The 24,940-nt window shown below is 60.9% G+C and carries 22 protein-coding genes and 3 pseudogenes; 24 read left to right on the forward strand and 1 reads right to left on the reverse strand.

Translation table 11 applies throughout. The annotated features are described in order from the left end of the window. Window positions 1-29 precede the first annotated feature (29 nt). From rtxC to IVA74_RS30415, 6 genes are all read left to right on the forward strand, one after another. Window positions 30-1,088 carry a dhydrorhizobitoxine desaturase gene (gene rtxC, locus IVA74_RS30390; protein ID WP_247350383.1) on the forward strand — a complete coding sequence of 353 codons (1,059 nt, stop codon included), beginning with the start codon at window positions 30-32 and terminating at the stop codon, window positions 1,086-1,088. Between the two features lie 38 nt (window positions 1,089-1,126). Beyond that, complete coding sequence (locus IVA74_RS30395) at window positions 1,127-1,918, forward strand: gamma-glutamyl-gamma-aminobutyrate hydrolase family protein (protein ID WP_247350385.1); 792 nt, start codon at window positions 1,127-1,129, stop codon at window positions 1,916-1,918. Beyond that, window positions 1,915-2,877 carry a DMT family transporter gene (locus IVA74_RS30400; RefSeq protein ID WP_247350388.1) on the forward strand — a complete coding sequence of 321 codons (963 nt, stop codon included), beginning with the start codon at window positions 1,915-1,917 and terminating at the stop codon, window positions 2,875-2,877. The genes IVA74_RS30395 and IVA74_RS30400 overlap by 4 nt, the downstream gene beginning before the upstream one ends. After that, entirely contained in the window at window positions 2,874-4,160 is a 1,287-nt protein-coding gene (locus IVA74_RS30405) for an ATP-grasp domain-containing protein (protein ID WP_247350390.1), read from the forward strand. Before IVA74_RS30400 ends, IVA74_RS30405 begins: the two co-directional genes overlap by 4 nt. Continuing rightward, the gene (locus IVA74_RS30410; RefSeq protein ID WP_247350392.1) at window positions 4,160-5,497 is read left to right on the forward strand and encodes a glutamine synthetase; all 1,338 of its coding nucleotides are present in this window, start codon (window positions 4,160-4,162) and stop codon (window positions 5,495-5,497) included. The genes IVA74_RS30405 and IVA74_RS30410 overlap by 1 nt, the downstream gene beginning before the upstream one ends. A 776-nt stretch (window positions 5,498-6,273) precedes the next feature. Next, window positions 6,274-6,789: a hypothetical protein gene (locus tag IVA74_RS30415; RefSeq protein ID WP_247350395.1), complete on the forward strand. Its 516-nt coding sequence runs from the start codon at window positions 6,274-6,276 to the stop codon at window positions 6,787-6,789. Window positions 6,790-6,858: 69 nt separating this feature from the next. Here IVA74_RS30415 and IVA74_RS30420 read toward each other — a convergent pair whose 3' ends face one another. Then, window positions 6,859-7,920: a pyridoxal-phosphate dependent enzyme gene (locus IVA74_RS30420; protein ID WP_247350398.1), complete on the reverse strand. Its 1,062-nt coding sequence runs from the start codon at window positions 7,918-7,920 to the stop codon at window positions 6,859-6,861. Between the two features lie 2,168 nt (window positions 7,921-10,088). On the opposite strand from IVA74_RS30420, the pseudogene IVA74_RS30425 reads away from it, so the two are divergent. The 18 genes and pseudogenes from IVA74_RS30425 to hypE all read left to right on the forward strand — a co-directional run. Beyond that, window positions 10,089-10,258: pseudogene (locus IVA74_RS30425) on the forward strand (HupU protein); the annotation flags it as partial. A gap of 27 nt (window positions 10,259-10,285) precedes the next feature. Next, a pseudogene (locus tag IVA74_RS30430) lies at window positions 10,286-10,750 on the forward strand (nickel-dependent hydrogenase large subunit); the annotation flags it as partial. A gap of 356 nt (window positions 10,751-11,106) precedes the next feature. Next, window positions 11,107-12,198: a hydrogenase small subunit gene (locus IVA74_RS30435; protein ID WP_247350400.1), complete on the forward strand. Its 1,092-nt coding sequence runs from the start codon at window positions 11,107-11,109 to the stop codon at window positions 12,196-12,198. A 29-nt stretch (window positions 12,199-12,227) separates the two neighbouring features. After that, window positions 12,228-14,018, forward strand: coding sequence for a nickel-dependent hydrogenase large subunit (locus IVA74_RS30440; RefSeq protein WP_247350403.1), 1,791 nt, complete (start codon window positions 12,228-12,230; stop codon window positions 14,016-14,018). A gap of 16 nt (window positions 14,019-14,034) precedes the next feature. Further along, complete coding sequence (gene cybH / locus IVA74_RS30445) at window positions 14,035-14,778, forward strand: Ni/Fe-hydrogenase, b-type cytochrome subunit (protein WP_247350405.1); 744 nt, start codon at window positions 14,035-14,037, stop codon at window positions 14,776-14,778. Window positions 14,779-14,796: 18 nt separating this feature from the next. Then, window positions 14,797-15,366, forward strand: a pseudogene (locus tag IVA74_RS30450) (HyaD/HybD family hydrogenase maturation endopeptidase); the annotation flags it as partial. Window positions 15,367-15,405: 39 nt separating this feature from the next. Continuing rightward, window positions 15,406-15,702 (forward strand): HypC/HybG/HupF family hydrogenase formation chaperone, encoded by a 297-nt coding sequence (locus IVA74_RS30455; protein ID WP_247350442.1) that lies wholly within the window; start codon window positions 15,406-15,408, stop codon window positions 15,700-15,702. Between the two features lie 237 nt (window positions 15,703-15,939). Then, window positions 15,940-16,383 (forward strand): hydrogenase accessory protein, encoded by a 444-nt coding sequence (locus IVA74_RS30460; protein ID WP_247350408.1) that lies wholly within the window; start codon window positions 15,940-15,942, stop codon window positions 16,381-16,383. Continuing rightward, the gene (locus IVA74_RS30465; protein WP_247350411.1) at window positions 16,380-17,243 is read left to right on the forward strand and encodes a hydrogenase expression/formation protein; all 864 of its coding nucleotides are present in this window, start codon (window positions 16,380-16,382) and stop codon (window positions 17,241-17,243) included. The genes IVA74_RS30460 and IVA74_RS30465 overlap by 4 nt, the downstream gene beginning before the upstream one ends. Then, window positions 17,240-17,449, forward strand: coding sequence for a rubredoxin (locus IVA74_RS30470; protein ID WP_247350414.1), 210 nt, complete (start codon window positions 17,240-17,242; stop codon window positions 17,447-17,449). The genes IVA74_RS30465 and IVA74_RS30470 overlap by 4 nt, the downstream gene beginning before the upstream one ends. Then, entirely contained in the window at window positions 17,446-17,961 is a 516-nt protein-coding gene (gene hybE / locus IVA74_RS30475; protein ID WP_247350417.1) for a [NiFe]-hydrogenase assembly chaperone HybE, read from the forward strand. The genes IVA74_RS30470 and hybE overlap by 4 nt, the downstream gene beginning before the upstream one ends. Further along, window positions 17,958-19,052: a nickel-dependent hydrogenase large subunit gene (locus tag IVA74_RS30480; RefSeq protein ID WP_247350419.1), complete on the forward strand. Its 1,095-nt coding sequence runs from the start codon at window positions 17,958-17,960 to the stop codon at window positions 19,050-19,052. Before hybE ends, IVA74_RS30480 begins: the two co-directional genes overlap by 4 nt. After that, a complete protein-coding gene (gene hypA, locus IVA74_RS30485) occupies window positions 19,045-19,386 on the forward strand; it encodes a hydrogenase maturation nickel metallochaperone HypA (protein ID WP_247350421.1) in 342 nt (113 codons plus the stop codon). The genes IVA74_RS30480 and hypA overlap by 8 nt, the downstream gene beginning before the upstream one ends. Then, window positions 19,386-20,276: a hydrogenase nickel incorporation protein HypB gene (gene hypB, locus IVA74_RS30490; protein ID WP_247350423.1), complete on the forward strand. Its 891-nt coding sequence runs from the start codon at window positions 19,386-19,388 to the stop codon at window positions 20,274-20,276. The genes hypA and hypB overlap by 1 nt, the downstream gene beginning before the upstream one ends. Continuing rightward, window positions 20,273-22,528: a carbamoyltransferase HypF gene (gene hypF / locus IVA74_RS30495; RefSeq protein WP_247350424.1), complete on the forward strand. Its 2,256-nt coding sequence runs from the start codon at window positions 20,273-20,275 to the stop codon at window positions 22,526-22,528. The genes hypB and hypF overlap by 4 nt, the downstream gene beginning before the upstream one ends. Then, window positions 22,528-22,764 (forward strand): HypC/HybG/HupF family hydrogenase formation chaperone, encoded by a 237-nt coding sequence (locus IVA74_RS30500; protein WP_018459070.1) that lies wholly within the window; start codon window positions 22,528-22,530, stop codon window positions 22,762-22,764. Before hypF ends, IVA74_RS30500 begins: the two co-directional genes overlap by 1 nt. Further along, window positions 22,761-23,903: a hydrogenase formation protein HypD gene (gene hypD, locus IVA74_RS30505; RefSeq protein ID WP_247350426.1), complete on the forward strand. Its 1,143-nt coding sequence runs from the start codon at window positions 22,761-22,763 to the stop codon at window positions 23,901-23,903. Before IVA74_RS30500 ends, hypD begins: the two co-directional genes overlap by 4 nt. Further along, on the forward strand, window positions 23,900-24,940 hold the full coding sequence (hypE, locus tag IVA74_RS30510) for a hydrogenase expression/formation protein HypE (protein WP_247350428.1): 1,041 nt from the start codon (window positions 23,900-23,902) through the stop codon (window positions 24,938-24,940). Before hypD ends, hypE begins: the two co-directional genes overlap by 4 nt.

Raw genomic sequence — 24,940 nt, forward strand, 5'->3', positions numbered from 1 at the left:
CCTGAAAGCCGATCAAGCAAGGGGTTCTCATGAAACACGCAGATACTTGGAAATTGAGGTCGTCACGTTTTGAGGCGGTTCAATTTGGCCGCGAGATCAACCGGCAGCTCTCCGCGCTGAGGCCTGACAACGTGACGGGAGCTGCTTACATCGCGAAAGACTACGCTGTGATCGCAGCTTGCGTGCTGGCGACGGTTCATGTGTCATGGTGGTTATATCCCCTCGCAGTTCTGTTAATTGGCGCCTACCAGCGTGGATTGACGACAATCGCTCACGATGCGGCTCACCGTACCCTCGCGAGCAACACGACCTGGAATTATATGCTGGGCATTTTGTTCGCGTCCTATCCTTTGTTCCAGCGCCACTGGGCATATCGGATTTCACACGTCTACCTGCATCACCCGAATCTCGGCGATCCGGAGAAGGATCCCGACTTGAAGTTCTTCTTGGCCAGCGGCGTTTACGATGTTGTGCCGCCTAAGCAGTACGCCTTCAACATCATCTGGAAGCCGATACTGGGTGGCGCGACAGTCGCGTATCTGAAGTACCTTTGGACCAATCGGTTTTCGATCACGGATGTCGAGGACCAGAGCCGGTCGGGAATCCTCATCGACAAGTATGGCTTCTATCTCTTTTGGACGCTCATATTCGGTGGGTCATACCTTCTTGGACTGCTCCACGTCGTAGTCCTGTTTTGGATCGTGCCCTATCTCACCACGTTTCAAGCTCTCGGCTGGTTTATCGAGCTCGCCGAGCACTCACCTATGTGCGAGACCGAGACAACGAATGTCTACCTGACCCGGAATAGAAAGGGGAATTTTATCGAGCGAGCAATTGTCGGTCAAAATCTGGATGAATACCACCTTGAGCACCATCTATCGCCCGGCATTCCTTTCTGGCTCCTGCGCAAAGCTCAGAAAATTCGAATGCAGGATCCTCATTACGCAAGTGTTGCCGCAACCTGGGGAGGGCTCTTCGTCAAGGGCCCTCAAGGTCAACCCAGCGTAATTGCCCAGTTGAAGGAGCGAAATCGATGCTTGTATGAGCAGTCTCTGGCCAGTCCCGTGGCGAAGGAGCAGTTGGCTTGATATCGCGGCTAACAGAGTCGGTCCGGGCCGTGGTGGGCGTGACCTCAAACCGCCTTTTGGCCGATGGCGTACACCGCGACTGGTTGCGGCGCAAATATGTTCAAGCCCTCGTTCGCTATGCGGGCGTGGCTTGCGTGATATTGCCAACGATCGATGCTGACGATGCGGAAGGCGACAGTGATCTGTCGATCATGGGCAGGCTCGACGGTCTGATTTTGACAGGTGATGAATCGAATATCGATCCTGCCATCTTCAGTTGGTCCGCTTCGCGCAGACCGAAACTGACAGGCCAGGCGGACGTTGAAGCTGGCGTGAGGGACCGTCCTCGTGACAGGCTGTCCGCGGGCGCAATCGAGAAGGCGGTTGCCCTTGGGATGCCGATACTTGGCATCTGCCGTGGGCTTCAGGAGCTTAACCTCTATTTTGGCGGCACGCTTCACCCGTCGTTGTCCGAATGGAGGCTGGAAAGCGGACAGATGCACGCTGAGAAGGCGGGGCTGCCGAGGGATCGCCAGTACGATATAGCGCACAGCGTGAAATTATGTCCTGACGGCGTTCTCCTTGCTATCGCGGGCGCGATCGAAGCGCACGTTAACTCCTTGCACAATCAAGGCATAGAACGGCTTGGGGCTGCGCTGAAACCGGAGGCCTGGGCGTCCGACGGTCTGATCGAAGCGGCTTCCGTAATAGGCGCACCGACGCTGCAGATCGGCGTGCAGTGGCACCCCGAATGGCACGTCGAAACTGATTCCCTGAGCAAGCAGCTTTTCAATGCATTTGGAGAGGCGTGTGTCACGTATCGCCTAAGAAGTGATAGGGGCGTAGCGTGAAGTTTCGAACGAAATGGGGCCCTTTGGGATTGAAAGAAGAAGAGCCTCTCGACAGGCCGAGCAGACAATTCGCCGCAGGAGTGCTCTTTATTGCCCTCTACGTTGTCGTTAGCGCGGCAGGTGAAGTCTTTGCGGCGTCATATTTTCAGCAAGCGAACGTGTGGGTCACTCTCCTGTTCTCCTTTGGTATCGTAAGTATGACGTTCAACATTTTGGCTCGCCGCGAAGGCATTGGAGCGAAGGTCACGAAGTCGTCGATGCTAGCTTTTGTGTCGCTCAATTGCGTTACCGCGATAAGCTGGGTCGGTTTGTTTATTGGACTGAAGTACGCCGAGCCAGCTATAGTCGTCACGTTCATGGTCGCATTGGGACCTACAGCGACAGCATGGTTGAACGCACTGATCAGGAGACAGGGGCGTCCTCCGAAGTCAGATATCGCCGTGAGCGTTCTGATTGCGGCCATTGGTGTTTACATGGTCTGGATCGCGGCAAGCGGCAACGCTGGGATCGAATGGGGATCTCGCTCATCCTTTGGTATCTTCCTGGCGATCGCAGCTGGGCTGTCCCTTTCGCTTACCAGTATCCTTGTGAAACTGCTGTTCGACCGTGGATTATCTGGTCGACAAGTGCTGGCCCATCGCTTCTATGGAGCAATCCTCTTGCTGCTAGCACTCAGCGATCCTTCCTCCATCTTACGAGAGATCTCACAGCATTGGCTTGCGATCATAGTGATTGCACTCTCGACGATCATTGTTCCCTTGCTCCTTGTGCAGGAGGGCATTCGCCGCGTAGAGCCATTTACGGCAAACATGGTCTTGTCCACGGCACCTGTCATTACGTTTCTTTTCCAGTATTTCGATACTCGTATCGTGCCTTCTTTATATACGTTTGTTGGAAACGTTCTCATTACGGCTGTCGCCGTGGCTAACGTCTACTTGCAGTATCGGAGATCGGCATGAAGGAACGGAATTGTGTAATTGTCGACGCATACTCGACAGGCCGATATCTGCCGGAAGAGTTCAAGCGCTACGGAATTAGGACCGTGCATGCGATGTCGAATGCACGAATCCCACCAATCTTCCAATCGCACTTTAACGCCGACATCTATGATGAAATCATCCAGCCAGACGAGCGAATGCCTGAGGAGGAGGTCGTTGAATTTCATTTGAAGGCTCTCCGAGGTAGGGAGTTGGAATTCATCATAGCGGGTTGTGAGTCAGGAGTTGAAGTGGCCGATTCCTTGTCCGAGCGGCTCGGACTACCTTCAAATGGAACCGCGTTGTCCGCTGCAAGACGTGACAAATCGCGCTTGGCTGACGCTTTGAGCTCTGCAGGAGTGCGATCGATCAGACAAGTTGTTTCCGAGGATGCGGAGGACGTCATAAGTTGGATGCGTCAACAGCGCTACGACGAAATCGTGATCAAGCCCTTGAACAGCGCAGGCACGGAGGACGTGTTCTTTTGCGCGACCGAGGCTGATGTTCGCAGAGCTGTGCATGTTATTGTCGGCAAGGCCAATTGCCTCGGAGCGATAAATCGTTTTGTTCTTGGTCAGGAGAAGATAAACGGCAAACAATACACCGTAAACGCTGTCTCGATCGACGGAGAAATCTTCGTCACGGAGGTGTGGACTTATGACACCGTTGCCATCAAGGGCGCGGCATCGGTCTGCGCGCTCGAGCAGTTGCTGGGAGGTGACGAAGAAGTTGTTCAAGAGCTGTCCGATTACTTGGTGCCGGCGCTAAGGGCGCTTGAGATGGTCAACGGACCTGCTCATGCCGAAATTATCATCGATCATAAGGGGCCGGTTCTGGTGGATCTTGGAGCGAGGCTTCAGGGGACAATGTCGGCAAAAGCCCGGACCATGGCTTTGGGTCACAATCATATAACACTGACGGCGTGGCGCTACGCAGATCCTATCGGTTTTACTGCTCATATGAGACGACGCGGGCCTTACACGCGCCTTGCGCACGCATTGTGCGTCTCACTCATCTCCGATATCGACGGTGTTGTTGGCGGTTATCCCGGACTGGACGCAATCCGCAAGCTGCCCAGCTTCGCAGATTCGATAGCGTTTGTTCCGATAGGTCAAAATCTGGTCCCGACGACCGACTTAGCTTCGACGCCGGGTATTGTGTATCTCGTGAGCAACAACTTGACTGAGCTTTATGAGGATTATCGAAAGCTGCGAGCAATGCGTATGGACGAGGTATTCGGATTGACGGCGCAGGGTCAGGAGTGATGGCAAGCGAAATACAGGTGGCTGGCGCGGACGAGGCGCGTAAGGCATTGATTGGAGTATGCGACTTTGACGGCATTCTTCGCGGCAAGCACGTATTTGCTGACGATATCTCGGACGAAGGCCGGACAATCAAGTTCTCCGAAGCCGTGCTCGGCTGGGATTGTTCGGACCGAGTGATACCTGCGAATTTCGGGCACGAGGCGCCATCGATCTTCGGAGACGCCAACCTGCGTGTTCTGTCAGGCACAGCGCGTCCGGTGTCTAATCGTCATGATCGGTATCTTTACCTCGCAGAGTTTGCAGGTGGCCATGAGAGCATCTGCCCGCGTGGTGTTTTGCGGAAGGTCTTACGAAGAGCTGCTGACCACGGATACAGTTGCGCTGCTGGATTTGAGTTCGAGTTTATGCTGTTTAATGAGAGCGCCGAGACAATTGAGAAAAAGCCTTATAATCAATGGGTCCCCCTGACGAGGGGCCCTTTTGGCTATTCAGTAGCGCGCACACTTGCCAGTAATGAGCTATTCGAAGAAATTCTGGCGCTTTGTGAGAATGCTAGATTGCCGCTCAGCGGGCTCCACTTTGAAACCGGCCCTGGGGCGATTGAGGCATCGCTTCGTCATTGTGATGCCCTGGAGGCTTCGGATCGAGCAGTCGTATTCAAGTCGATGTTGAAATCCTGGGCTCAGAAGCGGGGTATGATGGCAACGTTTATGGCGAAGGTTTCCGAGAATTGGCCGGGACAGTCGGGACATATTCACATTTCAATGTCGTCAAATGGTCAAAATGCATTTTACGAAAGCGAGGCAAGCCGCAACATCTCAAGAACTATGAGCCAATTCCTCGCCGGACAGCTGAAATATATGAACGACTTTTGTGTACTCGCTGCGCCCAACGTGAACAGCTATAAGAGGCTGCGGCCAGGCTACTGGGCTCCAACCTGTCCTAGCTGGGGAGTTGACAATCGTTCGTGTGCGGTGCGGGTCATTCCGGGAGACAAGTCTGCACACCGCCTCGAGTACAGATTGAGTGGCGCAGATGTGAACCCCTATCTCGCTCTCGCATGTGCTATCGGCTCCGGTATTCTGGGGATTGAAGAGAATGCTGGGTTGGCAGCTCCAACTGTGGGTGATGCAAGCGAGGAAAAACATCCTCCGTTCGAACGGCTTCCCCAAGACTTATCTGAGGCCACATCCCGGTTTGAACAATCTCCAAAGGCGATGGACGTTTTTGGCGAAAGGTTTGTTGAAGCGTTCTCCCGTTCCCGGCGATGGGAGTGGGAAGCCGTTCAACATCGAGTCTCCGACTGTGAACGCCAGCGGTACTTCGAAGCGATTTAGCAGGTATGCCGGTCGTTCGTCCGAACCGCGGTTGATGTTGGGGCTATCACGTGAGACGCGAGTGAGGCTGGCATTGTGGTTGAATCAAACGCAAGCTAGCGAGGGTTCGAAGCATTCGAGCGTCGCCATCACTATGATGGCGCTTGACCCACTTTGGCCGGATGCCCGGGTCGCGTGCTTTGAAAGAGGCGCGCGTCGCGCCAGGGATCCACAAGGGTGAAAAAGCGGCTGATCACAAAACAGAACCGATTTGGCCGAGCGCGGTATTGCCTGCCCAGGTCATTTTTATCTATCCAATGAATGGCGCGGGTTACTCCCGGGAAGAGCCGGGAAAGCCGGCTGCCTGGGTCTGTGAGGGCAAAGCCAAATGCCGAGCTACTCGACCGCGATCATAAGACTAGCGTACGTTGACTGGCGGCATCGACGCGGTCAGCCGCGGCACAAAGCCATCTTGGTGCCCGCCGCGTGCTGCCCACACCGGGCTCCCGGCAGATTGCCGCCAGTGCGGAGGAGCCCGCGCGATCGCGAGTGTACTTAGAGCTATGGACGCGATCGTTTCGTGCGTTTTTTCGTTGCGCGTGCAGCGTTAATGCGCCGAGTGCCTGTTGGGGCTGAAAAACATCGATCCGTTGCACGAGCAGAGTCGTGTTGGACGCTGAAGCGGCATGATCTTTCCCGATATCTTTGTGCGCATGGCCAATTAGTTTCGCATGGACGCTCTTGACCGTCATCGCTACTACCGCGGCAACGAGAGCCAATATAGATCGAGAGAAAGAATGATGGATGTGATTGATCAAGCGAACGGTTCGGAGTTGCCGCCCGTCCTGCAGAAGTCATCAAGACGCCTTCCGTGGGTTTTTGGATTTGTCGCCATCTTCATCGGGCTATGCGTTGGGGTTCCATTTTACTGGCCCCATATCGACCGAATGATCGAGGCGTTAGTGGCACGTGAAGTCGTCCCAATGCCGGCGTTGTCACCTGAAGACAAGGCGGCCCTTTCGGAGATTCGGTCGGGGCAACAGGAGGTGAGCGAGGAGCTTTCAGCGCTCAACCGCAACATCGATGCGCAGCAAGCCGATTTGAAACGGATGTTAGATCAAATCGCAGCCCTGGCCTCAAGAATTGAGTCTCTGCAGAACATTGCTGCGCCTCTTCTTGCGGATATTCGTCCGCCAGCAGCCCAGGCCGCTTCAAAGCCGACTACAAGAGCCACTCGCCCGCCTAAAGCAGAAGGGCCCGTTTCCGTCGGGGGCGCGCCGCTGGTCCCCGAGCCGGAGACGGACCGCCGATGATCCAATGATGAGCGTCGAGCGTGCCAGACATGAGGATGCAATTCGAACTAGGAGCGAAGATTGCGGTGCTCACGTTCGGTCCTCCCAGGCGCGTTCGGTGAGGAGGACGAGAATGCGGCTCAACCGGTCGAGTCCGAGATCCCTTCTATGGCTCGGGTCTGCGAGGGCAGCCATGGCACCCGCCAGGCCCGCTGCACCGGACGGCGTGGTGGCAAGGCCATCATGGGCGGAGAGTACGCGGACAGCATCCACTAATTCCGCCTCGGGCACGGTGATGGCTCGAGCGCCGTGACGCCTGAGCACCGCAACGGCGGCCGCACTCGCCTGGCCGCAGGAGAGCATCTCCGCGGATGTTCGGAGATCGCCCATCACCCGAATCGGGCGACCGGCAGCGAGCGCGGGCGCAAGACACGCGGCGGTTTCCGGCTCGACCGTCACGATGCAGCCCGGAGATGCCAGCCAGCCCGAGAGGCCCTCGGCGATGGCAGCGGCGAGTCCGCCGACCCCAGCTTGTATAAAGACGTGTGTCGGACGCCGAAGGCCGGCGAAATCCACCTCATCGCGGATTTCCGCCGCCGTGACGCCGTATCCCGCCATGACGTCGCAAACGATGGGGTCGTTCGGATCGTCGGTCGTGTCGGCGACAAGAATGCCGGCGCCTTGGCAGGCCGCGGCTGCGGCCGCATCAACTGCATTGTCGTAGGTGCCCGGCACCCATACGATCTCGGCACCCTGATCCTCGATGCGGCGCGCGCGCGCGTTCGGCACGCCCTCGTGCAGGAACACGCGGGCAGGCGCCCCGGCAAAGCGCGCGGCGGCAGCTACCGCGAGCCCGTGATTGCCGTCACTGGCGCAGACCAGGGTCGGCTGCCCCTTAGGTCGGGCCGCGAGAAGGTCGGCTAACTGCATGCGCGAGGCCCGGGCGAGCGCGCGCAGCCCTGCATAGGTGCCACCAAGCGACTTGAAACTGCCGAGCATGCGGCGGCCCTCGTCTTTCGCTAGCACCTGCGCCACTCCGAGCCGCTCCGCAAGCGCCGGAAGGTTCAGGAGGGGTGTCGGCGCGTATGCGGGATCGAGGCGGCCAAGCTCGGCTGCGATCGCATTGACTGGTGAAGAGGAGGTGCTGTTCATGGATTGATCTTGCCCGCTACAGGTGACGGCTGCTGCTGGACCGTTGCACAGCAACTGTTTCCGTCGATCATATCAGCTGTATTTGCGAGCACCACCCTCGACGACTTCGATCGCGCGCTTTTCGCGGAGGCCCCTTTCGCGCTCGAGTCCGCCTACGCCTTAAATTGCGCATCTGCGCAATGATCTGAGAGTTTTATCGGCAGGAAGTCTCTGGGAGCCGTAAGAAGTTTGTGAGCAGCACGTGCCCTCTTTCCGCAAGTATCGCGATCTTGCTGTACTATCCTGTCGGGACCTTGCCTCGGACTTCACAATCCGAGCCTGTTGGATCCATCACACTCACAGCTGCATGAGGTGCTCGTCACGTCTGCCTGAACCTGTGAGCTATATGCGCTGAAGACAAATGCGTTAACCTCAACAACGTGGGACGCTTGGTGAGCCACAACCGCAATACAAGCAATCGCGACAACGCGGGGTACATCCCGATCTCGCGTGACCAAATCACGCGTCCCCGATATGGCGCAAGGTCGTGTCGCCGGTGGTGGTGTAGCTCGGTAGAGCAAAGCTCTCCGCACGCGCGCTGACCTGATCGACGAACCACATCCGCGCTCGCGCAACGGTATGGTCGACATTGCGATGGGCTCTGCCATGAGATCGGCTGCAATATCAAAGATCACCGGAACTTGATCTGCCCCCGTGCCGCGCCACCACAGCCGCACCGTGCGCGCATAGCCAGATGTCGTCGCCATGTCCCGCCCAAAAGAGCTCGACAGCACCACCGTATCGAGATCAACCCATTCAGCGTCGCTTGGCTTCCGGCAACACGAAGCTATCGCGAGCGAACGCTTTCGCGTCGATGTTGAACTCACGCAAGGTGACAGCATCGCTGGCGCGCCGGCAGGCTCAGTTTCGTGCGTCCATGAGCCCCGGGCAGCGAGGCCGTCGCATTCAGAAGCCAGTCTTCGCCCTCGCTGATACCGAGCTGGCCGATGTCGAGCAGAATTTCCCACAACGCGGCGCTCGAATTCTTCCAGAGTGGTTCGTCGCCAGAGGCCCCGCGGATTGTTGGTGCACTTCCAGAGATTGTAGAGATAGCCGCCATGCCGGCTAATATAAGATATAATGTCTGATCAATCGTAAATCGAGGCCAGCGCGTCCCGCTCCCGCTCGAATGCCGCTCCGTCAAACGTCTGCAACGTCTTGTAATTCTCCCGCTTGATAAATCTCAGCGCCTGCGCGCTTGCGATCTGTTCCAATCACAATATGGATCATCGTCTGGAGCCGAGAACGAGGGCTTTCCAGCCCGCCACTTTGTCTTCGCTCTTGCTTTGGTTGCAGTTCACTACCTCCAGTCCTGGCATTTAGGCCACCGTGGGTCTGGCATCCGCGGTGAAGCGCCGTCTCTCGTACGTTTCTACGACCTGACGAGACGTGAGATGCAAGGCTAGCCCTTCGACGCGGATGTCGCACGGCATCACAGCTTTAGTGCTGATGACAATACGCCCGCGGTTGGAGCGATCCCAGCGAAGCTCGACTGAAGGATTGCGGCGATGGCCCTCGCGACGCAGCCCGACGCGAGCGCCCATTCTGCGGGATGCTGCTCCTGTTCGCGGATATCACGTCGCAGAACCAGCCGACGTTTCGAGCGAACAGTACTTAGGCTCCTTCGCCTGCGTAATCGAGGCGATCGTTTCCGTCATCAAGGTCTGGTCCTCCCTGCATGTGCACTCTGGTATTCGGAAAATGTGTGTTGTGTTCGATTCCGACGCGGCCGTGTTTCAATGCACGCTCGTGTGTCGCGAAAACGACATTCCGAAGCCGAGGCAGTGGCGGTTTACAGAGCCAAGGAAGTTCTGTCTTATTCTATATGCGATAAGTTTGGCTTCGGCGTGGGTGGCCGCTATTGAGTCACGCGGACGCCATGACATCGCGAACGAATCTCCATCACGTCAGCAAAAAGCCTATCGCCAACCGTGCTACTGTGAGGCCAGAAAGCCCGACCTTCAAGTTCAAATTTATCAATTCGCGCGTTGCGGGCTCCCCCGTGCGACTACCACCTTTCACATCCGTAAGATTGGTTGTCTTTCCAACATCGCGCATACGCGCCAGATGTACCGAGGAGGTCGCGCAGGAGCAAGTCGCTTCGCGTTTCACTGTGGAGAGAGACATCCGCAAAGCTTACCGGCATTGCCGTTGGACTTCCGACCGACATGCCCAAGACCTGGTTCGTGGCGCTCGCGGCCCTATCGAAGTGGGCGACGCCGCGAGGGGTGTGGCTGAGTCGACCGCGGACCACGTGGTCGTGCCGCCCGGCCACCCGACGGCCAAGCGCATGCCATGACGCGCAACACGATCGGTCGCTCAACGCATCGAGGGCGATCTCGAAGTTGGCCTCGATGTGGAGAGTGGGCGGGGCATGCGCGCGGAGGTGACGGCGCCGCTGTATCGCGACTTCGAGCACATCATCGAGGGGCGTCCGCCCCCGAGGCGCTGGCGCTGGCGCCGCGGATCCGCGGCATCTGCTCGGTCTCGCAGTCGGTCGCCGCGGCTGCCGCTCCTCGCGATGCGATGGCGGCCGAGGTCGCGCCGAACGGGATTCCCGCCACCAATCTCGCGCATGCGGCGGAGAATGCCGCCGATCATCTCACACACTTCTACATCTTCTTCATGCCGCATTTCGCTCGCGAGCCCTGTGCCGCGCATGCATGACGAGACACGGGACCGTTTCGCAGCGACGCGCGGCACTGCGGCACGCGATGTCTTGCCGGCGCGGGCGCAGCTGCCCGAACCCATGGGTATCTTCGCCGGGAAGTGGCTGCATAGTGTGGCCTTCTAGCCGGCCGATGACGGCGGCCCGCTGGAGCAGGCGCTGATCGGCACCGATCTCGGCCACGCCGGCGCACGCTCGGTTGCCATCCAGCACGTCGCGCGCTCGTTCGATCCCTGGATCGTGTGCACCGCGCATTGAGTGGTCTCTCGCGCGGGGGCGGAAAGTTCGTTGTCGCCTGAAATCGAATTGTTTCCGCTTTTCTCGGTCGCGGCACGCGCGCGCACCGCAATTCGAGCATTTCAAATCTGCGACAATTTTTGGTATCACTCTACTCTACTTTCCTTACCTCTTCCAGTGCTTGGCCTGCTTCTTGCTGTCCTTGGCGTCATAGACAAGTCAAAGCCGAGGCGAGAGGATTCATGGGCGCGGCGACGGAAACGTTTTACAGTGTGATCAGGCGACAAGGTATCACCCGTCGGAGCTTTCACAAATTTTGCAGCCTGACCGCGACGAGTCTCGGCCTCGGTCCGCTGGCGGCGAGCCGCATCGCGAACGCGCTCGAGACCAAGCCGCGCGTGCCGGTGATCTGGATGCACGGCCTCGAATGCACCTGCTGTTCCGAGAGCTTCATTCGTTCCGCGCACCCGCTGGTGAAGGATGCCGTGCTCTCGATGATCTCGCTCGACTATGACGACACCATCATGGCGGCCGCAGGCCACCAGGCGGAGGCGATCCTCGAAGAGACCCGCGCCAAGCACAAAGGGCAATATATTCTCGCAGTGGAAGGCAATCCGCCGCTGAACGAAGGCGGCATGTTCTGCATCGACGGCGGCAAGCCGTTCGTCGAGAAGCTGAAGATGATGGCGGAGGATGCGATGGCAATCATCGCCTGGGGCGCTTGCGCCTCGTGGGGGTGCGTGCAGGCGGCCAAGCCCAACCCGACGCAGGCGACGCCCATCGACAAGGTCATCCCCAACAAGCCGATTATCAAAGTGCCGGGATGCCCCCCGATCGCCGAAGTGATGACTGGCACTGTCACCTTCATCACCACTTTCGGCAAATTGCCCGAGCTCGACCGTCAGGGCCGGCCGAAGATGTTTTACTCGCAGCGCATCCACGACAAGTGCTACCGGCGGTCGCATTTCGACGCCGGCCAGTTCGTCGAGGAGTGGGACGACGAGGCGGCGCGCAAGGGCTATTGTCTCTACAAGATGGGCTGCAAGGGCCCGACGACCTACAACGCCTGCTCGACTGTGCGCTGGAATGGCGGCGTCTCCTTCCCGATTCAGTCGGGCCATGGCTGCATCGGCTGCTCGGAAGACGGATTCTGGGACAAGGGTTCGTTCTACGACCGTCTCACTAACATCAAGCAGTTCGGCATCGAGAAGAACGCCGACCAGATCGGCATGGTGGCGGCCGGAGCCGTCGGTGCGGCAGTCGCCGCGCATGCAGCGGTGACCGCGGTGAAGCGGTTGGCTGGCAAGCGCAAAGACGCGCACCGCACCAGCTAAGCGCCAAAGAGATCCAAGGGTAGAAGATCATGGGTATCCAGACTCCCAACGGCTTCAATCTCGACAATTCCGGCAAGCGCATCGTGGTCGATCCGGTGACCCGTATCGAAGGTCACATGCGGGTCGAGGTCAATGTCGACGCCGACAACGTCATCCGAAACGCAGTCTCCACCGGCACGATGTGGCGCGGGATCGAGGTGATCCTGAAGAACCGCGATCCCCGCGACGCCTGGGCGTTCACGGAACGGATCTGCGGCGTCTGCACCGGCACGCACGCGCTGACCTCGGTGCGCGCGGTCGAGAACGCGCTCGGGATCACCATTCCGGAGAACGCCAATTCGATCCGCAATCTGATGCAGCTTGCCTTGCAGGTGCACGACCACGTCGTTCACTTCTATCACCTGCACGCGCTGGATTGGGTCGATTTGGTCTCCGCGCTTTCGGCCGACCCGCGGGCAACCTCGACCCTCGCGCAGTCGATCTCGAGCTGGCCGCTGTCGTCGCCGGGTTACTTCAAGGACCTGCAAACCCGTCTCAAGAAGTTCTTCGAGTCGGGGCAGTTGGGGCCCTTCAAGAACGGCTATTGGGGCAGCAAGGCGTACAAGCTGCCGCCTGAGGCCAATTTGATGGCGGTTGCGCACTATCTGGAGGCGCTCGATTTCCAGAAGGAGATCGTCAAGATCCACACCATCTTCGGCGGCAAGAATCCGCATCCGAACTGGCTCGTGGGCGGCGCGCCCTGTCCGATCAACGTCGACGGCACGGGCGCGGTCGGTGCCATCAACATCGAGCGCCTGAACCTGATCTCGTCGATCATCGATCGCCTGATCGAGTTCAACGAGCAGGTCTACCTGGCCGACGTGGCGGCGATCGGTTCGTTCTACAAGGACTGGCTCTACGGCGGCGGTCTTTCCGGCAAGAGCGTACTCTCTTATGGCGACGTGCCGGAACACGCCAACGACTACTCCTCCAAAAGCCTGAAGCTGCCGCGGGGCGCCATCATAAACGGCAATCTTTCGGAGGTGCTTCCCGTAGATCATGCCAACCCCGATGAGATCCAGGAGTTCGTGGTTCACTCCTGGTACAAATATCCCGACGAAACCAAGGGACTGCATCCCTGGGACGGCCTGACCGAGCCGAACTACGTGCTGGGACCCAATGCGAAAGGCACCAAGACCGCGATCGAGCAGCTCGATGAGGGCGGAAAATATTCATGGATCAAGGCGCCGCGCTGGCGGGGTCACGCCATGGAGGTCGGCCCGCTGGCGCGTTGGGTGGTGGGCTATGCGCAGAACAAGGCCGAGTTCAAGGATCCTGTCGACAAGTTCCTGAAGGATATGGACCTTCCGCTGTCGGCGCTATTCTCGACGCTCGGTCGCACGGCGGCGCGCGCGCTGGAGTCGGTCTGGGCCGGACGACAAATGCGCTACTTCCAGGACAAGCTCGTCGCCAACATCAAGGCCGGCGACAGCTCGACCGCGAACGTCGACAAGTGGAAGCCGGAGAGCTGGCCGAAGGAGGCCAAGGGTTTTGGCTTCACCGAGGCGCCGCGCGGCGCGCTGGGGCACTGGATAAGGATCAAGGAAGCCAAGATCGACAACTACCAGTGCGTGGTGCCGACCACCTGGAACGGCTCACCGCGCGATCCGCAAGGGAACATCGGTGCATTCGAGGCCTCGCTGATGAACACCCCGATGGTCAATCCCGAGCAGCCCTTAGAGATCCTGCGGACGATCCATTCCTTCGATCCGTGCCTGGCCTGCTCCACGCATGTCATGAGTCCGGACGGCCAGGAAATGGCCAGCGTCAAGATCAGGTGAAGCAGGGGGAAACGCCATGATGGATGTAGCTGCACGTCCGGCGGAAGCCGAGCCGGACCTCTCCGCGATAGCGGCCGAGGCGGCCGGCGAACATGCGGTCGGCCGTCCCGCCGTCTATGTCTACGAAGCGCCGGTGCGGATCTGCCACTGGGTGAACGCGTTCACGATCATCATGCTGATGGTGACTGGTTATCTGATAGGAACGCCATTGCCCTCGGTCGAGGGTGAGGCCTCGGCGAACTTCGTGATGGGCTATATCCGCTTTGCCCATTTCGCGGCGGGGCAGGTGCTGGCGGTGTTCTTCCTTGCCCGCATTCTGTGGGCCTTCGTCGGAAATCACCATTCCCGGCAGATTTTCTATCTGCCGGTGCATCGCAAGCACTTCTGGAAGGAAGTGCTGCATGAAATCCGCTGGTATGCGTTCCTGGAGCGCGAGCCAAAGATGTATGTCGGCCATAACCCGCTGGCGCGGACGGCGATGTTCACGGGCTTCACGCTGTTCGTGGCGTTCATGATCGTTACCGGCTTTGCGCTCTATTCGGAAGGTGCGGGCATCGACAGTTGGCAGCACAAGCTGTTCGGCTGGGTGTTCGCCATCTGGCCGAACAGCCAGGACGTTCACACCTGGCATCATCTCGGCATGTGGGCGCTGGTCGTGTTCGTGATGGTGCACATCTACGCCGCGGTCCGTGAGGACGTCATGTCGCGCCAGAGCATCATCTCCTCGATGATCTCCGGCGAGCGGCAATTCCGCGACTGAGAAACTGGAATGATACCGATGCCGACATCTTCGCAAGCAAACCGCATCCTGGTGCTCGGCATCGGCAACATCCTGTGGGCCGACGAAGGCTTTGGCGTGCGCGCGGTGGAGGAATTCCACCGCCGCTACGCCGTGCCCGACAATGTCACCATTCTCGACGGCGGCACGCAGGGGCTCTACCTCGTGAACTACCTGGAGGATGCGGATCGTTTGATCGTGTTCGACGCGATCGACTATGGGCTCGAGCCCGGGCAGTTGAAGCTCGTTCGTGACGACGAGGTGCCGCGTTTCACCGGCGCCAAGAAGATCAGCTTGCACCAGACCGGCTTCCAGGAGGTCATCAGTGCGGCCGACCTGCTTGGCCGTTGTCCGCGACATCTCGCATTGATCGGCTGCCAGCCGCTCGACGTCGAGGATTGGGGTGGGCCGCTGACTGAGCCGGTGCGCGATCAGATCGCACCGGCGCTCGAGCTTGGTTGCGAGATCCTGGCCGAATGGGGCGTCGAGGTGATGCCGCGCACGGCGCCGTTGGCAGAATCGGAGCGGCTGCTCGCCAACGACATCGATCATCAGCATTACGAGATGAGGGGCAGCCTGCCTGACCGGCTGCACCGTCGGAGATCCACCATGTGCCTCGGCTTGCCGATGACGATCGTTGAGACTGACGGGATATCGGCGCTGTGCGAGTTCCGAGGCGAGCAGCGGCGCGTTTCGATGCTGCTGCTCTCGAACCCGCCGGCCGGTGCCAGGGTGCTGGTCTCTATCGACACCGCCGTTCGGCTTCTGCATCAGGTCGAGGCGCTCCTGATCGGTGCCGCGATCGACGGTCTGGGCGCAGCGATCAATGGCGAGGATTGCGATCGCTTCTTCGCCGACCTCATTGACCGCGAGCCGCAACTGCCCGAGCATCTCCGGCTTGATTAGGGCGGCAGCCCGCTCCGCGAGAGCCCGCGACCTCGCTGGAAGACAAATGTCTATCTGCTAAGTTCATTTTCATCCGATATGGAAATTAGCTTTCTGTCTTGGGATTGATGCATCTCCTGTCGTGGAAATATATGATTCAAATCAATTAGATAAATCAGGGAAGGTGATAACCGTCCTTGGCACGTACCTTGCTGATCGCTGTCCCAGCAGAATCATAAGCTTGTCAGGGGAGGTCTGATGAAATTACAGCAGGGAAGGCAGGATCTGGCGCGGCGTGGCTTGCCCGAGGTGGATGCTGCGACGATCGATCGTTTTCTGAATACGACCGACGAGGCCCGCGCCATCGCCGTGTTGCTGTCGGCGGGAGACCCCGCGCGTTTTCCGGAGGCGATCGATGTCGCGGTCGTGCTGCCGGAGCTGGTCGAGGCATTCAAGGGTAGATTGCGTGCCGCGGTGATCGCCCGCGGTGCCGAGAGCGAACTCGGCCACCGTTTTGGCGTGCGCGTGCAGCCGACGCTGATCTTCGTCGCCAACGGCGAGACACTCGAGCTGATCGCGAAGATTCAGGACTGGTCAATCTATGTCGACCGCATCACCAAGCTGATCGACCGTCCGCGCGGCACGAGCGCCGTTGTCATGACAACCATCGTTCCCCAGCACCGCCAAGGTGTTGAACTATGAAAGCGGGTTTCTGGACTGCGCCCGAGGGCGCGGAGCAGCCGATCAACGTGTTTCCGATCGGCGATGAGAGCCTGAACGCGACGGGCGGCAGCCTGACCGCGGCCGGTGCCTTGGCCAAGCTTGCCACGCTCGACAGCGCGGAACTCGCCAGGATGTGCCCGAACGCCATCGAGCTGTTGTCGAAGGTGGCCGCAGCGATCGCGAGCCAGAAGGCCGACATGCCGACGCAACTGTTCCGGCTTGGCAATCTCAACGATCTCGAGCGCAAGCTGATTGCCGACGTGATGGGCGAGGGCGAAGTGGCCGCCGTGGTTGAGCTGCCCGATGGATCGTTGGCGCAGATCCGGGAATCTGTGCTGGCCGGGATCTGGCGCGTGCGGCTCGAGAGCGACGCCAATCACGAATATCTCGAGGTCGGGCCGATCCCGGAGATCGTGAAGCGCGCCGCTGCCGATCTCACGGCTGCGGATTTTGAGATCGGGCAGGCCCCCGAAGGGGCCATGAACGTGCTGCCGGTGCTTGCGGAAATCCGCGAGCGGGCGCTCGCATGGCGGCCGGGCATCCGCTCGCAGATCATCAATTTCACGCTGCTGCCGATGAGCCCGATCGACATGAGTTTTCTCCAGGACACGATCAAGCACGGGCCGATCCAACTGCTTTCTCGCGGCTACGGTACCTGCCGGGTGCTCTCCACGGGCATCCGCAATGTCTGGTCGGTGCAGTTCTTCAACGCCATGGACACCGTCATCCTCGATACGCTGGAGGTCGGCGGCGTGCCCACGGTGGCGATTGCGGCTGACGAGGACTTCGAGGACTCGGCTGAGCGGCTTCAGGAGATCATCGAGGCCTATTTCAAATGAGCGGGTTCGAGAATTTTGGGGTGCGCCAGGACGTCGCCGATGTCACGCGGCTGGAATGCGGCATCTGCTGGACGGTCTATGACCCTAAGGATGGCGACGGGGTGGCACAGATCGCGCCTGGCACTCCGTTCGCGGCGTTGCCGAAAGACTGGCGCTGCCCGAACTGCGACTCTCCAAAATCCAAGTTCATGGCGCTCGAGTCATGACGGCTGATGCGCAAATTCGTGCCCGCGACGCCAACGCCGAAGCGTGGGGCGAGCTCTTGGCAGGAAGCTACCGGGAGATCGGCGAGCGCGCGGTGCGCGATCTGCCGATCTACAACAACGCGCTCGGCGTCGAAGCTGTCGGTTTCCGCTGGTTCAACGGCACGACCATCGGCGTCATGGTCACGCCCTGGTTCATGAACGTGGTGATCCCGGCGAGCGCGATCGCGCGGGATACTTCGGGCCCGAGCCTGCGAATGCGCTTCCCTGCGGGTGATCTCGAATTCACTGTCAGCGAGGTCGGACAAATGGGCCGGATCGCGAGCTGCTCGCTGTTCTCGCCGATGTTCCAGTTTGCGGACATAGTCGCCGCGCGGGCGACGGCCAAAGCGACCTTCGCCGAGCTGATGCTGCCGGCCAACAGCGAGGAGGCGGTCCGTTGCCGCGAGCCCGCAACAAGCCCGATCGACCGGCGTAACTTCCTGCGCGGTGTTCTGACGGAGCGGTGTGGATGAGCCTAGCCTTCCGGAACGAGATCGACATCACGGTGTGGCTCGCCGGCGGCACGATCGCCGACGTCGCGATCCGGCCGCGCAGCCGGCCGCCGTTGACGCGCTTGTTCGCGGGAAAGCTGGCCTCGTCACTGCCGTCGGTGCTGCCGCGTCTGTTCTCCCTGTGCTCGATGGCGCATCAGGTAGCTTTCCTGTCCGCGGTCGAGGCGGCGCGGGGCGAGGATGCCGGTCTCCAGATCGAGCGCGGTCGCCTCGTCGCTGTCGTCGCCGAACGCCTGACCGAATTGTTACGCGGCCTGTTCGTTGGCCGTCTCACGCTTGACGGCGCCGGCGCCGCAGCGGTTCGTGCCATGATGGAGGCCACGGCCGTTCTGGGTGGCAGCATCGCAGAGCGCGGGGAGGCGGTCTCGCGCCGCGAGGCGGTGGCGAAGATCAGGGCATCGCTCACCGCGCTCGGGATCGCGAGCGAGGAGCAAACCCCCGGGGCCGGCAGCGCGCTGGCGGTACATCTTGCGAATTTCGATGGCGATGCCTTGCTGCCGCCGGTCGTCGAACAGTCATTCCTGTCGGCAGCCGACGATCTCGAAATCGTCATGCGGCTGCTCGCCGATGGCGCGATATTCTCCGATGCGCCTGATCTCCATGGCCGGATTCCGGAGACCGGCGTCTGGGCGCGGCGGGTTAGGCGCGAGCCGATCCTGCCGCCGGGCGCGGGGCCCGCCGAGCGTCTGAAGGCGCGGATCGCGGAAGTGGCGCGGCTCTGCGGCTTCCTCGAGGCGGACGATGGGACAGTCGAGGACGGTGTCCTCCAGAGCTACCGGCTGGGGACCGGCAGAGGCGCGGGTGCCGTCGAATGCGCGCGGGGCCGGCTCTATCATGCCGTCGAGCTCGACGATGAAGACCGCATCCTCCGCTTCGAATTCTTGGCGCCGACGGAGTGGAATTTCCATGCCCGCGGGCCGTTGGTTCGCAGCCTCCAGGGCTCCGTTCTCGCCGGGGGCCGGCAGGGGCTGGATGCGGTCCGCGCGCTCGTCGGCTCGTTCGATCCGTGCGTCGGCTTCAGCCTCAGCTTCCGCGAGATCGGCCATGCATGAGATGGCGCTGTGCCAGGGAATCGTCGAGATTATCCAGGAGGAGTCGCGCAAGCGCGCCTTCGCTAGGGTGAACGTCGTGTGCCTGGAGATCGGCGCGCTCAGCCATGCTGCGCCTGAGGCGATGAAGTTCTGCTTCGAGGCCGCCGCCGCGCGCACCATTGCGCAAGGAGCAAGGCTCGAGATCGTCGAGACGCCGGGAGCGGCCTGGTGCGTGGCCTGCTCCAAAGGCGTCGAGATCAAGCAGCGCTATGAGCCGTGTCCGTCCTGCGGCAGCTATCAATTGCAGGTGACCGACGGCGAAGACATGCGCGTGAGGGAACTGGAGGTCGACTGATGTGCACGGTATGCGGTTGCCGCGATGCCAAAGCGTCCACAGAACACACCCATGATCATTCCCATGATCGTTCCCATGGGTACGATCATTCGCATCATCATGGGCACAGCGACGACCATCACCATCATCATGATCACGCGCCCGGCGATGGCGGACTGGTCGATTGCAGCGCCAACCCGGCTGGCCAGCAGATCGCCGGCATGAGCAGCGACCGCATCATCCAAGTCGAGCGTGACATTCTCGGCAAGAACAATCGGCTTGCCGCCGACAACCGCGCGCGCTTCCGCACCGACGACCTGCTCGTCTTCAACCTGGTCTCGAGCCCCGGCGCCGGAAAAACCTCGCTTCTGGTTCGCGCCGTGTCCGAGCTGAAGGACAGCTTTCCCATCGGCGTGATCGAAGGCGATCAACAGACCTCCAACGATGCCGAACGGATTCGCTCGACCGGCGTGCCGGCGATCCAGGTCAATACCGGCAAGGGCTGCCATCTCGATGCCGCCATGGTCGGCGCAGCCTATGACCGCTTGCCCTCGCTTAACGGCGGCATCCTCTTCATCGAGAACGTCGGTAATCTCGTCTGTCCCGCGGCGTTCGATCTCGGCGAGGCCTGCAAGATCGTGGTGTTCTCGACCACGGAAGGCGAGGACAAGCCGCTGAAATATCCGGACATGTTCGCCGCCTCCTCTCTGATGCTGATCAACAAGATCGATCTTGCGCCCGTACTCGACTTCGATCTTGCAAGGACGATCGAATATGCACGCCGGGTCAGTCCGAAGATCGAGGTTTTGACGGTGTCGGCGTGCACCGGTGAGGGTTTTGCGGCATTCTATGCCTGGATTCGCAAGCGAGTTGCACAGATGAAGCCGACCGAGATGGCGGTGTCGGGATGAGCATGAGCGGCGAGGCCATGGCGCGAGACCGAAGACGGCTGCGCCTGCATGTGCGCGGCGCCGTGCAGGGCGTGGGCTTTCGTCCGTACGTCTACGGCCTCGCCGCGCGCTATCGGCTCGGCGGCTTCGTTGCCAATGATCCCGATGGCGTGGTGATCGAGGTCGAGGGCGACCGCGCCGCGGATTTTGTCCATGCGCTCCCGCTGGAAAAACCGCCGCTGGCTCGGATAGACGAGATCTCCGTGCAACCGGTCGGCATCACCGAAAGCGACGAGTTCCACATCCGCGCCAGTGAGCAGGGCAAGGTCTCGACCCGGATCGCCGCCGATGCCGCCACCTGTCCGCAGTGTCTGAGCGAGCTGTTTGATCCGGCGAGCCGCTTCCATCTCTATCCTTTCGTCAACTGCACCCATTGCGGCCCGCGCTACACCATCGCCGAGCGGCTGCCCTATGACCGCGGTACCACCGCGATGAGGCGCTTCGCGATGTGCACGGCCTGCGCAGCAGACTATGCCGATCCGGCGAGCCGTCGCTTCCACGCCGAAGCAATTGCCTGCCCGCGATGTGGGCCAAGGATCAGTCATGGTACCAAACAGATCGCCACTGCGATCGCCGACGGGAGGATCGTCGCGATCAAGGGGCTCGGCGGATATCAATTGCTCTGCAATGCCCGTGAAGATGCGGCCGTGTGGCGTCTGCGGCACCGGAAGCATCGCAACCAGAAGCCGTTCGCCGTCATGGTCGGCTCGGCGGATGTGGTCGGCGAGATCGCTGAAATCGATGCGGTCGCGCTCGCGCTGCTGGAATCCTCGCCGCGGCCCATCGTGCTGATGAGATCCCGCGATATGCTCGCGCCCGGGATTGCACCGGAGCTGTCGCGGATCGGGGTCATGCTGCCCGTCGCGCCGCTGCATCATCTGGTGCTGAAGGCGCTCAATTCGGCGCATCCGCGAGCGGACGGCGCAAGTTGGGCGATCGTGGCAACCAGCGCCAATCCTGGCGGCGAGCCGCTGGTGATCATCAATGACGAGGCCAAACGGCGGCTTGCCGGCATCGCCGACCTGATCGTCACGCATGACCGCGATATCGTCACCCGCGCGGACGACTCTGTCGTCTCGGTAGTCGGGGGGCGGGCGCAGTTCATCCGCCGCGCACGCGGCTATATCCCAGAGCCGATTAGGCTCGCGAAGTCGGTCCCGTCGGTGCTTGCGGTCGGCGGCGCGCTGAAGTCGACGGTCACCGTCATCCGCGGCAACGAAGCCTTTGTCTCCCAGCACATTGGCGATCTCGACACCGCGGAAGGCATTCGCTTTTTCGAGGAGACGGTGGATCACCTGCTCTCGACGCTGGACATCGAGCCGGTCGTCATCGCCCATGACCTGCATCCGAACATGGCCTCGACCCGTTTCGCCGAAGCCAGCGGGAGACAGCTGATCGCGGTCCAGCATCACCATGCCCATGCGGCATCCGTGATGGCGGAACATGGCGTCGCAGGGCCGGCGTTGGCGCTGGTGCTCGACGGCTTCGGTTATGGCAGCGACGGTGGCAATTGGGGCGGCGAGTTGCTCTCGTGCGATGGTGCACGCTTCCAGCGACTCGGACATCTGGCCCCGATGAAGATGCCGGGTGGCGATCGCGCGACGCGCGAGCCGTGGCGCATGGCCGCGAGCGTGCTGCATGCCTTGCGGCGCGGCGACGCGATTGCGAAGCGCTTTGCGATGCAGCCGCAGGCTGCGCGTCTCTGCGCTATGCTCGACCAGCCCGGTGTGGCGACGACGACCAGCGCCGGCCGGCTGTTTGACGCGGCGGCGGGGCTGCTTGGTCTCTGTCCGGTGCAGAGTTACGAGGGCGAAGCCGCAATGAAGCTGGAAGCGCGTGTCCGCACACCGCGCCTCGCCGAGGACGGCTGGACGATCGAGAGTGGCGTGCTGTCTCTTTTCCCCTTGCTCGCACACCTTGCGGTCGATCCGGTCGATGGGGCCGAGCTCTTCCATGGCACCTTCGCCGCCGCCTGCATTGACTGGATCGCGCGCGCGGCACTGGAGACCCGCGTCACGACTGTCATCCTGAGCGGTGGCTGCTTCCTCAACGCGATCCTCGCAGACGAGATCGGGCGCGGCTGCGTCGCCGCCGGGCTCTCGCCGTTGCTGCCTCGCCAGGTGCCGTCCAATGACGGAGGCCTCAGCCTCGGGCAGGCCTGGGTCGCCGCGCTCCAACTCCTCGAGCAGCAAGGCCCGGAGGGAAACGCCTGATGTGTCTCGCCATACCTGCTGAGGTCACAAAGCTCCTGCCTGACGACATGGCCGTCGTCTCGATCGATGGTGTCAGCAAGGAGATCTCGGTGGCGCTGATCGAAAACCTCGCCGTCGGCGACTACGTGATCATCCATGTGGGGTACGCCCTGACCAAGATAGATGCGCAGGAGGCGCAGCGGACGCTGGAGCTGTTGCGTGAAATCGGCGCCGAAAGCCGGGAGGCCGCGCAATGAAATATGCCGACGAGTTTCGCGACAAGGAGATCGCGGTGGGATTGGCGAAGGCGATTCGCTCGGAGGCCGATCCGGAAAAATCCTATCGTTTCATGGAATTTTGCGGCGGCCACACGCATGCAATCTCCCGCTACGGGCTCGAGGACATGCTGCCGAAGAACGTGCGGATGATCCACGGCCCCGGCTGCCCTGTCTGCGTCTTGCCAGCGGGACGCATCGACATGGCGATCCGGCTCGCCGAACGGCCGGACGTGATCCTTTGCATCTACGGCGACTTGATGCGGGTGCCGGGCTCGCAGGGTGCCTCGCTGCTGAAGGCCAAGGCGCGCGGCGCCGACGTCCGTATGGTTTATTCCACGATTGATGCCATCCGTGTTGCGGAAGAAATTCCCGGCCGCGCGGTCGTGTTCTTCGCCATCGGCTTCGAGACCACGACGCCGCCGACCGCCGTGATGATCCGGCTCGCCGAGAAGAAGCAGCTCAAGAACGTCAGCGTGTTCTGCAATCATGTGCTGACGCCGCCGGCGATGCAGAACATCCTGGAAAGCGCCGATATCCGCAATATCGGCCCCGTCGAGATCGACGGCTTCGTCGGGCCGGCCCATGTCTCGACCATCATCGGCACCGAGCCTTACGAGTTCTTTGCCGAAGAATTCGGCAGGCCGGTGGTGATCGCGGGCTTCGAGCCGCTTGACATGATGCAGGCGATCTTGATGCTGGTGCGGCAGGTCAACGAGCACCGGTATGAGGTGGAGAACCAGTATAGCCGAGCAGTGACCCGTGACGGCAATCTGCGCGCCAAGGAGGAGGTCTCCGACATCTTCGAGCTGCGTGACCAGTTCGAGTGGCGCGGTCTCGGCCTAGTGCCTTATAGCGGGCTCAAGCTGAAGCGGGCCTACGACAAATACGACGCCGAGGTCCGCTTCGACATGAACGAGCTTCGGGTTGCCGACAATCCGGCCTGTGAATGCGGCGCCATCCTGCGCGGCGTGAAGAAGCCGGTTGACTGCAAGCTGTTCGGCACGGTGTGCACGCCGGAGGCGCCGATGGGGTCCTGCATGGTCTCGTCCGAGGGTGCATGTGCGGCACACTGGACCTACGGCCGCTTCCGCGATCATCAGCAACGGCGGGCGTCATGAAGGCCCATCAGCGCAAGCTCGACATAAGGAACGGCTGCGTCGACCTGTCCCACGGATCCGGTGGCCGCGCGATGTCGCAACTGATCTCGGGCCTGTTCCACGAGGCGTTCGGCAATGAATGGCTGGCGTGCGGCAACGACCAGTCTGCGTTCGATGTCGGCGCCGGGCGCATGGTGATGACGACCGACGGCTATGTGGTCTCGCCGCTGTTCTTTCCGGGCGGCAATATCGGCTCGCTCGCCGTGCATGGCACGGTCAACGACATCGCCATGGCCGGCGCGCGGCCCCTCTATCTCTCGGCGAGCTTTATCATCGAGGAAGGTTTTCGTTTCTCCGACCTGAGGATGATTGCGGATTCCATGGGCGAGGCCGCGCGAGCCGCGGGCGTCTACATCATCACCGGTGACACGAAGGTCGTCGAGCGCGGCAAGGCCGACAGCCTGTTCATCTCGACCGCCGGGATCGGTGTCGTGCCTGCCGGGCTCGACCTCTCTGCCGGGAATGCCCGCGTCGGCGATCGTGTCCTGATTTCTGGAACGCTCGGGGATCATGGCGTCGCCATCATGTCCAAACGCCAGAACCTCGCTTTTGAGACCGAGATCGTCTCGGATTCTGCGTCGTTGCATGATTTCGTCGCGAGCATGCTGGCGGCCGGCGGCAAGGGCATCCGTTTGATGCGCGATCCGACCCGCGGTGGGCTCGCCGCGACGCTGAACGAGATTGCCCAGCAGTCCGGCCTCGGCTTCCAACTTCAGGAGGCGGCGATCCCGGTGAAGCCCGGTGTTGCTGCGGCTTGCGAACTGCTCGGGCTTGATCCGCTCTACGTCGCCAACGAAGGGAAGCTGGCAGCGATCGTGGCGCCCGAGGTTGCAGCAGCCGTGCTTGCGGCGATGCGGATGCATCCGCTCGGCCGTGATGCCGCCGAGATCGGCGAGGCCGTGGCAGACGACCACCATTTCGTGCAGATGGCGACGAGCTTTGGCGGCGGAAGGATCGTCGACTGGCTATCGGGCGAACAATTACCCCGGATCTGTTGA

It is taken from the genome of Bradyrhizobium sp. 132 (assembly GCF_023074185.1).
Classification (GTDB): domain Bacteria; phylum Pseudomonadota; class Alphaproteobacteria; order Rhizobiales; family Xanthobacteraceae; genus Bradyrhizobium.

What these genes read in the sequence shown, in the direction of transcription:
- rtxC (WP_247350383.1), top strand. Translation starts at nt 30, where the DNA reads ATGAAACACGCAGATACTTGGAAATTGAGGTCGTCACGTTTTGAGGCG.
- IVA74_RS30405 (WP_247350390.1), top strand. Translation starts at nt 2,874, where the DNA reads ATGAAGGAACGGAATTGTGTAATTGTCGACGCATACTCGACAGGCCGA.
- IVA74_RS30410 (WP_247350392.1), top strand. Translation starts at nt 4,160, where the DNA reads ATGGCAAGCGAAATACAGGTGGCTGGCGCGGACGAGGCGCGTAAGGCA.
- IVA74_RS30415 (WP_247350395.1), top strand. Translation starts at nt 6,274, where the DNA reads ATGATGGATGTGATTGATCAAGCGAACGGTTCGGAGTTGCCGCCCGTC.
- IVA74_RS30420 (WP_247350398.1), bottom strand. Translation starts at nt 7,920, where the DNA reads ATGAACAGCACCTCCTCTTCACCAGTCAATGCGATCGCAGCCGAGCTT.
- IVA74_RS30435 (WP_247350400.1), top strand. Translation starts at nt 11,107, where the DNA reads ATGGGCGCGGCGACGGAAACGTTTTACAGTGTGATCAGGCGACAAGGT.
- IVA74_RS30440 (WP_247350403.1), top strand. Translation starts at nt 12,228, where the DNA reads ATGGGTATCCAGACTCCCAACGGCTTCAATCTCGACAATTCCGGCAAG.
- cybH (WP_247350405.1), top strand. Translation starts at nt 14,035, where the DNA reads ATGATGGATGTAGCTGCACGTCCGGCGGAAGCCGAGCCGGACCTCTCC.
- IVA74_RS30455 (WP_247350442.1), top strand. Translation starts at nt 15,406, where the DNA reads ATGTGCCTCGGCTTGCCGATGACGATCGTTGAGACTGACGGGATATCG.
- IVA74_RS30460 (WP_247350408.1), top strand. Translation starts at nt 15,940, where the DNA reads ATGAAATTACAGCAGGGAAGGCAGGATCTGGCGCGGCGTGGCTTGCCC.
- IVA74_RS30465 (WP_247350411.1), top strand. Translation starts at nt 16,380, where the DNA reads ATGAAAGCGGGTTTCTGGACTGCGCCCGAGGGCGCGGAGCAGCCGATC.
- IVA74_RS30470 (WP_247350414.1), top strand. Translation starts at nt 17,240, where the DNA reads ATGAGCGGGTTCGAGAATTTTGGGGTGCGCCAGGACGTCGCCGATGTC.
- hybE (WP_247350417.1), top strand. Translation starts at nt 17,446, where the DNA reads ATGACGGCTGATGCGCAAATTCGTGCCCGCGACGCCAACGCCGAAGCG.
- IVA74_RS30480 (WP_247350419.1), top strand. Translation starts at nt 17,958, where the DNA reads ATGAGCCTAGCCTTCCGGAACGAGATCGACATCACGGTGTGGCTCGCC.
- hypA (WP_247350421.1), top strand. Translation starts at nt 19,045, where the DNA reads ATGCATGAGATGGCGCTGTGCCAGGGAATCGTCGAGATTATCCAGGAG.
- hypB (WP_247350423.1), top strand. Translation starts at nt 19,386, where the DNA reads ATGTGCACGGTATGCGGTTGCCGCGATGCCAAAGCGTCCACAGAACAC.
- hypF (WP_247350424.1), top strand. Translation starts at nt 20,273, where the DNA reads ATGAGCATGAGCGGCGAGGCCATGGCGCGAGACCGAAGACGGCTGCGC.
- IVA74_RS30500 (WP_018459070.1), top strand. Translation starts at nt 22,528, where the DNA reads ATGTGTCTCGCCATACCTGCTGAGGTCACAAAGCTCCTGCCTGACGAC.
- hypD (WP_247350426.1), top strand. Translation starts at nt 22,761, where the DNA reads ATGAAATATGCCGACGAGTTTCGCGACAAGGAGATCGCGGTGGGATTG.
- hypE (WP_247350428.1), top strand. Translation starts at nt 23,900, where the DNA reads ATGAAGGCCCATCAGCGCAAGCTCGACATAAGGAACGGCTGCGTCGAC.